This is a genomic window from Arthrobacter mangrovi (assembly GCF_026011795.1).
Lineage (GTDB): Bacteria > Actinomycetota > Actinomycetes > Actinomycetales > Micrococcaceae > Crystallibacter > Crystallibacter mangrovi.
Map to the genome: position 1 here is coordinate 25,531 of NZ_BRVS01000031.1, position 10,097 is coordinate 35,627.

General features: G+C 67.9%; 10 protein-coding genes and 1 tRNA gene. 4 read left to right on the forward strand and 7 right to left on the reverse strand.

Translation table 11 applies throughout. The features are described from left to right. Positions 1-22: 22 nt before the first annotated feature. The 4 genes from AHIS1636_RS19170 to AHIS1636_RS19185 all read right to left on the reverse strand — a co-directional run bounded on the left by AHIS1636_RS19170 (position 23) and on the right by AHIS1636_RS19185 (position 4,656). A complete protein-coding gene (locus AHIS1636_RS19170) occupies positions 23-1,180 on the reverse strand; it encodes an FAD-dependent monooxygenase (RefSeq protein WP_264797463.1) in 1,158 nt (385 codons plus the stop codon). A gap of 194 nt (positions 1,181-1,374) precedes the next feature. Continuing rightward, positions 1,375-1,448: transfer RNA gene (locus tag AHIS1636_RS19175), tRNA-Pro, on the reverse strand. A 128-nt stretch (positions 1,449-1,576) separates the two neighbouring features. Next, entirely contained in the window at positions 1,577-2,521 is a 945-nt protein-coding gene (locus AHIS1636_RS19180) for a metallophosphoesterase (RefSeq protein ID WP_264797464.1), read from the reverse strand. Between the two features lie 2 nt (positions 2,522-2,523). Then, a complete protein-coding gene (locus AHIS1636_RS19185; protein WP_264797465.1) occupies positions 2,524-4,656 on the reverse strand; it encodes a transglycosylase domain-containing protein in 2,133 nt (710 codons plus the stop codon). Positions 4,657-4,692: 36 nt separating this feature from the next. Here AHIS1636_RS19185 and sp36 point away from each other — a divergent pair, with 36 nt between their 5' ends. Genes sp36 through AHIS1636_RS19200 form a run of 3 tightly spaced genes read left to right on the forward strand, consistent with a single transcriptional unit; the run spans position 4,693 to position 6,260 of the window. Further along, positions 4,693-4,848: a Sp36 family protein gene (sp36, locus tag AHIS1636_RS19190; RefSeq protein ID WP_262103980.1), complete on the forward strand. Its 156-nt coding sequence runs from the start codon at positions 4,693-4,695 to the stop codon at positions 4,846-4,848. 1 nt (position 4,849) lies between these two features. Next, entirely contained in the window at positions 4,850-5,344 is a 495-nt protein-coding gene (locus AHIS1636_RS19195) for a RidA family protein (RefSeq protein WP_264797466.1), read from the forward strand. Then, positions 5,328-6,260, forward strand: coding sequence for an NUDIX hydrolase (locus tag AHIS1636_RS19200; protein WP_264797467.1), 933 nt, complete (start codon positions 5,328-5,330; stop codon positions 6,258-6,260). The genes AHIS1636_RS19195 and AHIS1636_RS19200 overlap by 17 nt, the downstream gene beginning before the upstream one ends. Before the next feature lie 119 nt (positions 6,261-6,379). Here the strand turns inward: AHIS1636_RS19200 and AHIS1636_RS19205 are convergent, their stop codons facing one another. Continuing rightward, the gene (locus AHIS1636_RS19205; RefSeq protein ID WP_262103977.1) at positions 6,380-7,057 is read right to left on the reverse strand and encodes a Crp/Fnr family transcriptional regulator; all 678 of its coding nucleotides are present in this window, start codon (positions 7,055-7,057) and stop codon (positions 6,380-6,382) included. Between the two features lie 251 nt (positions 7,058-7,308). On the opposite strand from AHIS1636_RS19205, the gene AHIS1636_RS19210 reads away from it, so the two are divergent. After that, positions 7,309-8,496 carry a MarP family serine protease gene (locus AHIS1636_RS19210; RefSeq protein ID WP_264797468.1) on the forward strand — a complete coding sequence of 396 codons (1,188 nt, stop codon included), beginning with the start codon at positions 7,309-7,311 and terminating at the stop codon, positions 8,494-8,496. Between the two features lie 55 nt (positions 8,497-8,551). Here AHIS1636_RS19210 and aroQ read toward each other — a convergent pair whose 3' ends face one another. After that, entirely contained in the window at positions 8,552-9,007 is a 456-nt protein-coding gene (gene aroQ / locus AHIS1636_RS19215; protein WP_264797469.1) for a type II 3-dehydroquinate dehydratase, read from the reverse strand. Positions 9,008-9,122: 115 nt separating this feature from the next. After that, a partial coding sequence (locus tag AHIS1636_RS19220) for an AMP-binding protein (RefSeq protein WP_264797470.1) occupies positions 9,123-10,097 on the reverse strand: 975 nt, incomplete at its 5' end.

The following is a 10,097-nucleotide window of genomic DNA, read 5'->3' on the forward strand; positions in this document are numbered from 1 at the left end:
ACGCCCCTTTATCCGGCCGTTGTCAGCGCCCTTCGTAGCCGACGACGCCGTCCAGTTGCTTGAGCCGGAAGCTCTTGGGCAGCATCCGCATGGTGGTGTTGCGGGCCTTGCGGAGCTTCTCCGAATCCAGCTGGGCCAGCCGCGCCATGGTGTGGGACTGCGAGACGATCTTGTTCGCGCGCCGGGTCCGGGCCGCTTCGTAGGCGATCAGGCCGTCGGCCACCGCTTCGTGCTGGCCGAGGGCGTCCGCCAGCGCCACCGCGTCCTCCAGCGCCTGGCAGCCGCCCTGGCCGAGGAACGGCAGCATCGGATGCGCCGCGTCCCCCACGAGCGTGGCCGAGCGGGCGGACCAGACGGGTTCGGGCTTCCGGTCGAAGAGTTCGTGCGCCATGATGGCGTCCTCGGGCGTCTGCTCGATCACGGACCTGATGCCCCGGTGCCAGTGCGCGAAGGTGCTGGCGGCGGCGGTCTTCCAGCCCCGGCTGCGGTACGGGTCCAGGGCCTTCGTCGGCAGCGTGCCGTACCAGTAGACCCGGCCGCCGGGCAGCGGCGTGGCGCCGAAGACGCCGCCGTCGCCCCACATCTCGCCCCACGGAACCATGCCGTTGTCCAGTCCGGTCGCGTCGCAGACTCCGCGCAGCGCCGTCGTTCCGGAGGAACGGGGCGCGCCGACCCCAAGCAGGGCGCCGCGGACCACCGAGTAGAGACCGTCCGCACCGACCACCAGGTCGGCATTCTTGCGCCCTCCCGTGCTGATTTCGACGGAGCTGCGCGGGAAGCCCAGGTGGAAGGCCGTCACTCCGAGCCCGAGATGGACCGTGTTGACCTTCAGCCGCTTGGCCAGGATCGAGGTGAGGTCGTTGCGGTGGATCATCTGGATGGGCAGGCCGTACCGGCGGCGGACCTTGAGCTGCTCCAGCAGCATGATCGGCTCGCCCTCCATGTCCAGCACGTCGCCGCGGACGGGTACGGCGGCCGCGAGGACCTCGTCGAGGACGCCGAGGCGCTCGAGTGCGGCCAGGGCGTTGGGCCAGAGCGAGAGGCCGCTTCCCGGGGGTTCCAGCGATCCGGAGCGCTCCAGGACCTCGACCTTCCACCCGGCGTTCTGCAGGGCAAGCGCCGTAGCCAGCCCGCCGATTCCCGCTCCAACGATCAGCGCCTTGCGCTCTCCTTCAGCCATGGAACCAATACTTTGTGGAATCGGCGCAAAGATCAAGCCGCACCCCGGATGGGCGGGGCGGCGGCGGGCAAGGGAAACCCCGAACCGGATTCTTGCTCTGTTGGGCCGGGCGAAGGGGGAATGCAGCGGAAACTGAAAAGGACCCCCGGATCCGGCTGGAAGAGCCGGCCCGGAGGCCCTTTCGGAGAGTTCCGTCGGGGTGACAGGATTTGAACCTGCGACCTCGTCGTCCCGAACGACGCGCGCTACCAAGCTGCGCCACACCCCGAAACTGGAGCCCCGCCGTCGTTGTTCACATCGGCAAAAGCAACTGTTCAAGAATAGCGGAGATGTGCGAAAAGCTGAAATCGGGGACGCCGTGAACCGCGACACAATGGCCGCGCACGGCTTCCGGCCTCAGGCGGACCGCGCGGTCAGGTGGAGCAGGACGGCTTCCGGGCGGCAGGCGATCCGGATGGGGGCCATCCGCGAGGTGCCCAGCCCGGCCGAGACGTTCAGCGGGACGCTGTGGCCGTCATGCTCCCAGTAGGTCAGCCCGCGGGCCCGCCACGTGGGCAGGTCGCAGTTGCTGACAAGTGCTCCGTAGCCGGGGATGCATACCTGGCCGCCGTGGGTGTGGCCGGCCAGGATGATGTCCGGTCGGTCGGCCGTGAAGTAGTCCAGGACGCGCTGGTACGGGGCGTGCGCCACTGCAATCCGCAGGTGGTCCGACTGGCTGTCGGTGGACGAGCCGTGCGGAAAGCCGGTGTACCGGTCGCGGCCCAGATGCGGATCGTCGACTCCGGTGAAGTCCAGCCGCAGGCCGTGCAGCACCATGGACTGGTGCCGGTTGGAAAGGTCGACCCAGCCCGATTCCCCGAAGACGGCGTGCATGCGCCGCCACGGCAGCTCGCGGTCGGCGTAGTCCGGCGGCTGCTTCGAGGGTCCGGAGAAGTACGTGAACGGGTTCTTCAGGACCGGGGCGTAGTAGTCGTTGGAGCCCGGCACGAAGACGCCGGGGAACTCGCGGAGCGGGCCGAGGGCGTCCAGCAGCGGGTCGAGGGCCTGGCGGTGGCTGAGGTTGTCGCCGGTGTTGACGACCAGATCCGGTTCCAGGCCGGCCAGGGCCTGCAGCCAGGCCTGCTTGCGCTTCTGTCCGGGCGTCATGTGGATGTCCGACAGATGGAGCAGCTTCAGCGGGCGGCGGCCGGGCGGCAAGATCTGCAGGGTTTCCTGCCGGACCCCGAAGAGGTTGCGTTCGATCAGGCTTCCGTAGGCCAGCACGGCACTGCCGGCCGCGGCGGCACCAAGTGCCACCCGGCCGGCAGTAACGAGGGTGCGGCGCAGTTTCTCAGCGGCCACGGTCAGTCGTCGTCGTTCCCGTTGCCGCGGTTGTCCGAGGACCCGCCAACCATATTGCCTGGCGGGCTGCCGAAGCCGCCGTGGTTGTAGAGCGGGGCGACTGCCGACATGTAGTCGGTCCACTGCGCGCCGGCGATGGTGGCACCGTCCACGTAGTCGCGGGAGACGCCGTTGATCGGGATGTCGTTCAGCGACTCGTAGTTGGTCCAGTTGCCGACCCACGAGGCGGTGGAGATGCCCTTGGTGTAGCCGACGGTCCAGGTCTGTTCCGACACGTCGGTGGTACCGGTCTTGGCCGCGGCGGGGACGCCGATCGGATTCATGTAGCCGGGACTGTCATTGACCAGGTTCTCGAGCGGGACCGTCACCGCCTTGGCGACGTCCTCGGAGATGGCCCGTTCGCAGGACTTCTGCGGCACCTCGTACTTCTTGCCCTGGGCGTCCGTGACTTCGTTCAGGGCGATGGGGGTGCAGTACATGCCGCCGCTGGCGATCGTGGCGAAGGCCGCCGACATGGTCAGGGGCGACACCTCCTGGCCGCCGATCACGAAGGACGGGCTGTTGACCTCGAACGGCTTGCCGTCCACGGCCCGGTGCACGCCCATCCGGGTGGCGGCGTCGCGGATGTCGCACAGGTCCAGCATGGCTGCCTGCGCCACGGTCGCGGAGTTGACCGACTTGGTCAGGCCATAGCTGACCGACATCGGCCGGGTGTAGCCGGGGAGCGCGTTCTTGAAGTCCCACTTGTCGAACCACGCTCCGGCCGGCAGGCAGCTGGCGTTCCAGTTGTAGCCCGCCGGGTAGGAGGTGCGGGTGGCGTCGACCGTCTCGTTCAGGGTGCGCCCGGATTCCAGCCACGCGATCGTCGTGAACGGCTTCATGGTCGAACCCGGCTGGAAGCCGTAGGAGGTGCCGCCCATGTCCGCATCCACGTTGAAGTTCAGCTCGGTGTTCTTGGCGCCCTGTTCCGGGCTGTACTTCGTGTTCTGGGCCATGGCAAGGATCTTGCCGGTGCCGGGTTCGACCGACACCATCGACGAGCCGGCGCCCGATTCGTCGCCCATCGGCACCTCTTCCTCGATCTGCTTCTGGGCTTCCTTCTGCAGGCGGGAGTCGAGGGTGGTCTTGATGGTGAGGCCGCCGCGGGCCAGGAGCTTGGCGCGCTCGGTGGAGTCCTTGCCGAACTGGTCGGACTGCATGATCACGTGCTGGACGTAGCTGCAGAAGTAGTCGGCGAAGGTGGCAGCGACGCAGCCGGAGCTGACCGGCTGCAGGTCGACGCCCAGGTCGGATGCGGCGGCCTTGTCGTACTCTTCCTGGGTGATCTTCTTGGCGCTCAGCATGGCGGCGAGCACCGAATTGCGCCGCTCCTTGGTGGCCTCGGGATTGGACACCGGGTTGAAGTAGTTGGGCGACTGGACCATTCCGGCGAGCATGGCGGACTGCTGGATGTTCAGTTTGGAGGCCGGAATCCCGAAGAACGTCTGGGCCGCTGCTTCGATGCCGTAGGTCTGGCCGCTGAAGAGCACGATGTTCAGGTACCCCTGCAGGATCTCCTCTTTGGAGTACTCCTTCTCGAGGGCAATGGCCAGCTTGGCTTCGCGCAGCTTGTCCCCGATGGACTTGGTGCCGCTGATGGTCAGCTCGTCGGCGCTCTTGCCCTCGGACGCTCCGGCGTCGATCAGGACGTTATTGACGTACTGCATGGTCAGCGTGGAGGCGCCCTGGAGGCTGCCCCCGGCCATGTTGGTGACTGCGGCGCGCATGATGCCCTGGGGATCGACGCCGCCGTGCTCGAAGAACCGCACGTCTTCGATGGAGACGATGGCGTCCTGCATGTGCTGCGAGACCTTGTCCAAAGTCACCGGCACCCGGTTCTCCGCATAGAACGTGGCGATCAGCTGGTTGTCCGCCGAGTAGATCTTGGAAGGCTGGGACAACGGGTTGGTCTGCAGCTCGTCAGGCAGCTGATCGAAGTAGTCGATGGATGAGGTTGCCCCGACGCCTGCCACAGCCGCTGCGGGAACGAGCAGACCGGCCGCCAGGACGCCGCAGAGCGCACTGATGCCAAGGAATGCCACGATTTTGCCCAGCGTTGTAGCAGTGTCAAAAAGGGGGGATTTACGAGCCGCCATGCGCCCTAGTTTACAAGCAGGCGTTACCGTTGACTTATGACGAAATGGGAATACGCCACGGTACCGCTCATTATCCACGCCACCAAGCAGATTCTCGACCAGTGGGGCGATGATGGCTGGGAGCTGGTCCAGGTAGTTCCGGGACCGGATTCGACCAACCTTGTTGCCTACCTCAAGAGGGAGAAGAACTAGCATGGCGCAGCAGCAGGATGCCCGCGTATCAGCCGTCGAGGAGCGCCTCGCCGAGCTCGGCCTGGCCCTTCCGGAAGTAGTGGCCCCCGTCGCCGCCTACGTTCCGGCCGTGGTCTCGGGAGACTACGTCTACACCTCCGGGCAGTTGCCCATGGTCGGCGGCGAGCTGCCGGCGAAGGGCAAGGTGGGCAGCGGCGCCGGTGCCGTCTCCGCCGATGCCGCCAAGGACCTGGCCGCGACCTGCGCCCTGAACGCCCTGGCGGCGGTCAAGGGTGTCATCGGCGACCTCGACCGCATCACGCGGATCGTCAAGGTTGTGGGCTTCGTCGCCTCCGAGCCGGACTTCACCGGCCAGCCCGCGGTCATCAACGGCGCGTCCGAGCTGCTGGGCAAGGTCTTCGGCGAGGCGGGCTCCCACGCCCGATCGGCGGTCGGCGTGGCCGTCCTGCCCCTCGACTCCCCGGTTGAGGTGGAACTGATTGCCGAGTTCAGCTAGCCCGCTCCGCCAGACAACGCGGCGGTTCCTGCTGCCGCGGGAGCAGCATGCCGCGGCCCTGAGCTGGCTGGAGCACGGCGGGCGGTCGCCGCTGAAGGCCCGCCTCGCCAGCAGCGTCGTCCTGGTGCGGGACGGGTTCGAGGGGGCCGAGACCTATCTGGGCTACCGCTCCGGCAAGTCGCCCCTGGGCACGATCGCGTTTCCCGGGGGCAGCCTGGACGAGGCGGACTACGGGCCTGTGGGCTGGTTCGGTCCGGCGCCCGGCAAATGGGCCGAGAACATGGGCATCGATGACCACCAGGTGGCCCGGGCCCACGTCGTCGCGGCCATCCGCGAGCTGTTCGAGGAGACCGGCATCCTGCTTGCCGGCCAGGATGAGGCTTCCCTGGTCGAGGGCGGCAACAGCGAGGACTGGATGCGCGCCCGCCAGCTGGTGGCCGAGCAGGAAAGCAGCTTTCCGGAGCTGCTGGACCGCTGGGGACTTGGCCTGCGCACCGATCTGCTGCGCCCGCTGTCCCGGTGGATCAGCCCGGACTTCGCCCACCGGCGCTTCGACACCCGCTACTTCGCCGCGACGCAGCCTGTGAACCAGCAGCCCGTCCTGCTGGACGGCAAGGGCGTGTGGGGCTCGTGGGTCTGTGCCGCGAAGGTGATCGCGGAGCGGGACAGCAGCAGCCTGGGGGACACCGCGGACCAGGAGGACACACGCGGCCGCACCCTCAGCGAGGTGACGGCGCCCGCCGTCGAAACCATGCTGGAGAAAATCTCCACCGCCCGTGGCTGCGTCGCCTACCTTTCCCACAAGCGCCAGCCGCACACCTACCAGCCGCAGCTGGTCGTCGTGGACGGCGTCCCCATGCTTGAGGTTCCGACGGCGGTGGGAACCGAGGGCGGTTCGGTCCAGCGCGGGCGGTAGCTGCGTCCGCGGGGGCGGGGGATCAGTGCGCCGTCCATCCGGACTTGTGGATACAGCGGCGAATACGATGGAGGCGGCCACCTGCGAAAGGTGGCCGCCTCCGTCGTCGTTAAGCCGGTTTAGCGGGAGCGCTGGCGCAGCCGCTGGATGTCCAGGATCACGACGGCGCGGGCCTCGAGCCGGACCCAGCCGCGCTGGACGAACTCGGCCAGTGCCTTGTTCACGGTTTCGCGGGAAGCGCCGACGAGCTGGGCCAGTTCTTCCTGGGTCAGTTCGTGGGCGACCAGGATGCCGTCGGTCGCCGGGCGGCCGAAGCGGTCCGCCAGGTCGAGCAGGGCCTTGGCAACGCGGCCAGGAACGTCGGAGAAGACCAGGTCGGCCAGGGAGTCGTTGGTGCGGCGGAGCCGGCGGGCAAGGGCCTGCAGCAGCTGGGCGGAAACCTCGGGACGGGTCTCCAGCAGGCCGCGCAGGTTCTCGTTCTTCAGGCCGGCCAGGCGCGTCTCGGAGACGGCCGTGGCGGAGGTGGAACGGGGGCTGGGATCGAACAGGGCCATCTCGCCGAAGAGCTCGCCCGGGCCGAGGATGGCGACCAGGTTCTCGCGGCCGTCCGAGGCGGTGCGGCCGAGCTTGATCTTGCCGGAAACGATGAAGTACAACTGGTCGCCCTGGTCGCCTTCACGGAACACCGAGGCACCGCGCGAGAGGTCAACCTCTGTCAGCTCATCCGTCAGCGCGGCAAAAACGTCGTCGTCGAGGGAAGCGAAAAGAGGTGCGCGGCGAAGTATCTCGATGTCCATTTAGTCTCCTGTTTCAGTCATGTTGCTTGGCAGCTGCACGGGACCCAGCTGCGGCACTGCCTACCATTCTGCCGCATGAGCAGTCCATGTGACATCTTCCACAGGCGATTTCGCTCAGAGACAACGGGCGGTCCCTCCAGTCGGGGCCGATGGCCGGGGTGCCTTAGCGCTTAACCAGTCCGGGCCCGGGCATATTCCCAGCGTCGGACATTAGACTTGTGCATAAACTCCCGGCCATCGATGGAGACAGTTTGCTATTCGGCCTGACGGTTCTGGACATCGTCCTGATCCTGATCCTGCTTTCGTACCTCATTGCGGGTCTGCGCAAAGGGTTCCTCGTGACCCTGGGCGGAATCGTCGGCTTTGTCCTGGGCGCGGTCGCCGCCTTCGTCGCCATCCCGTACGTCAGCATGTGGGTGCCCGACCCGGGCTGGCGGCTGACGGCCATCATCGCCGTGGCGATCCTGCTGGTCATCCTCGGGCACGCGATCGGCTCCGGCGTCGGCCGCGCCATCCGCGGGCAGATCGATTTCCCCACGGTCAGGCCGGTGGAGCGGTTGCTGGGCGGGGCAGCGAACGTGGCCGTGGCCGCGCTGGTGATGTCCATGCTGGCCTTCAGCATCGGGACGCTGGGGGTCCCGTTCGTTTCCCAGCAGATCGCCGCCTCCAAGGTCATCCAGACGATCGACTCGCTCACCCCGGATCCGGTCAAGACCTGGCTGGCCCAGGCCCGTTCGATCGCCGTCCAGGACGGCATCCCGATGGTGACGGACCAGGCTGCACCGGCAACCCCGGCGCCGGTTCCCGACGCCAGCGTGGACACTCCCGCGCTCAACCAGGCCGCGGCGTCCGTCCTGAAGATCGCCGGCACCGCGTTCCAGTGCGGGCAGAACCAGACCGGCTCCGGGTTCGTCATCGCGCCGGACCGGGTGATGACCAACGCCCACGTCGTCGCCGGCGTGAACGAGCCGATCGTCGAGATTCCGGACGGGCGCGTGCTGCCCGCCCGGGTGGTGCATTTCGATCCGCAGCGCGATATCGCCGTGCTCGCGGTCGAGGACCTGGAACTGCAGCCCCTCGCAGTGGGGGACGTACTGCAGAACGGGGCCCTCGCGGCGTTCCACGGGTATCCGGCCGGAGGCCCCTTCCAGAGCCACCCGGCTACGGTCCAGGGCAAGTCGACCGTGCTGGTGCAGAACATCTACGGCGCCGAGCCCTCGAGGCTCGAGGTGTACACCCTGGCCGCCCACGTGGAGCAGGGCAATTCCGGCGGTCCGCTGCTGGACCAGGAAGGCCGGATCTCCGGCATGGTGTTCGCGAAGGCCACCGACGATGTTCCGGTCGGCTATGCCCTGTCGCTGGCGGAGATCCGGCCGGTGATCGACGAATCCATGGTCTACCAGGAAACCGTCGCGGCCGGGCAGTGCGTCCGGAAATAGCAGTGCGTCCGGAAGTAGCGGTGCGGCCGCGGCGGCGGGGGACCGGGCGGGCTTCCTAGAGCCGGTCCGCGAGGAGTTCGATAGCGAACCGGTAGCCGCTGATGCCGGCTCCGGCGATCACGGCCTCGGCAATGCCGGAAATGTAGGAATGGTGGCGGAATTCCTCGCGGCGGTGGACGTTGCTGATGTGCACCTCGACCACGGGCAGGTCCACGCCCGAGAGGGCATCGCGCAGCGCGACGGAGGTGTGCGTGTAGCCGCCGGGATTGATGACGATGCCCGCCGCGGTGCCCCGTGCCGCGTGCACGGCGTCGATCAGGGCGCCTTCGTGGTTGGACTGGAAGCACTCCACGGTCAGGCCCCTGGCTTCCGCCGCATCCGCGGCGAGCTTTTCGACGTCGGCCAGCGTGTCGGCGCCATAGATGTGCGGTTCGCGGGTGCCGAGCAGGTTCAGGTTGGGGCCGTTGAGGATCAGGAGTTTGCGGCTGCTGCCGCCGGCGGGATCGGTCATGGTTCCACTATGCCGCACCGGTGCCGGACGCCGGCGGTTCGCTACGCCGCTCCGACACGCACGGGCGCCGCCGCAGCAGTGCTGCGGCGGCGCCCGTGCGGAGGGTGCTGGAGGATCAGCCCTTGAGCGAGGTGGCGATCTGCTGCATGACGGTGTTGTCCGCCAGCGTGCTCGCGTCACCCGCTTCGCGGCCTTCGGCGATGTCCTTGAGCAGGCGGCGCATGATCTTGCCCGACCGGGTCTTGGGCAGTTCAGGCACGACCAGGATCTGGCGCGGCTTGGCGATCGGGCCGATCTCCTTGCCGACGTGGTTGCGCAGTGTCGTCACGATTTCCGGGTCCTCCGCGGCGCTGCCGCGCAGGATCACGAACGCCACGACGGCCTCGCCGGTCGTGTCATCCGTGGCGCCGACGACGGCGGCCTCGGCGACCGACGGGTGGCTGACCAGGGCGGACTCGATCTCGGTGGTGGAGAGCCGGTGGCCCGAGACGTTCATCACATCGTCGACGCGGCCCAGCAGCCAGATGTCCCCGTCGTCGTCCTTCTTGGCGCCGTCCCCGGCGAAGTACATGTTGTCGAACCGGGACCAGTAGGTGTCCTTGTAGCGGTCCGGGTCGCCCCAGATGCCGCGCAGCATGGCGGGCCACGGCTCGCGCACGACGAGGTAGCCGCCGTGTCCGTTGGGCACCGGTTCGCCCAGTTCGTCGACGACGTCGACGGCGATGCCGGGCACCGCGACCTGGGCCGAGCCCGGCTTCGTCTCGGTGACACCCGGCATCGGGGCGATCATGTGGGCGCCGGTTTCGGTCTGCCACCAGGTGTCGACGATGGGGGCTTTGTCCGCGCCGATGACGCGGCGGTACCACATCCAGGCCTCGGGGTTGATCGGCTCGCCGACCGAGCCGAGGACGCGGATCGAGGACAGGTCGTACTTCGCCGGGATGTCCTCGCCCCACTTCATCATGGTGCGGATGGCCGTCGGAGCGGTGTACATGATGGACACCTTGTACTTCTCCACCAGTTCCCACCAGCGGCCCTGGTGCGGGGTGTCCGGCGTGCCCTCATACATCAGCTGGGTGGCGCCGTTGAT

Coding starts and splice junctions, on each gene's coding strand:
- AHIS1636_RS19170 (WP_264797463.1), bottom strand. CDS start 1,180: ATGGCTGAAGGAGAGCGCAAGGCGCTGATCGTTGGAGCGGGAATCGGC.
- AHIS1636_RS19195 (WP_264797466.1), top strand. CDS start 4,850: ATGGCGCAGCAGCAGGATGCCCGCGTATCAGCCGTCGAGGAGCGCCTC.
- sp36 (WP_262103980.1), top strand. CDS start 4,693: ATGACGAAATGGGAATACGCCACGGTACCGCTCATTATCCACGCCACC.
- AHIS1636_RS19185 (WP_264797465.1), bottom strand. CDS start 4,656: ATGGCGGCTCGTAAATCCCCCCTTTTTGACACTGCTACAACGCTGGGC.
- aroQ (WP_264797469.1), bottom strand. CDS start 9,007: ATGACCGATCCCGCCGGCGGCAGCAGCCGCAAACTCCTGATCCTCAAC.
- AHIS1636_RS19205 (WP_262103977.1), bottom strand. CDS start 7,057: ATGGACATCGAGATACTTCGCCGCGCACCTCTTTTCGCTTCCCTCGAC.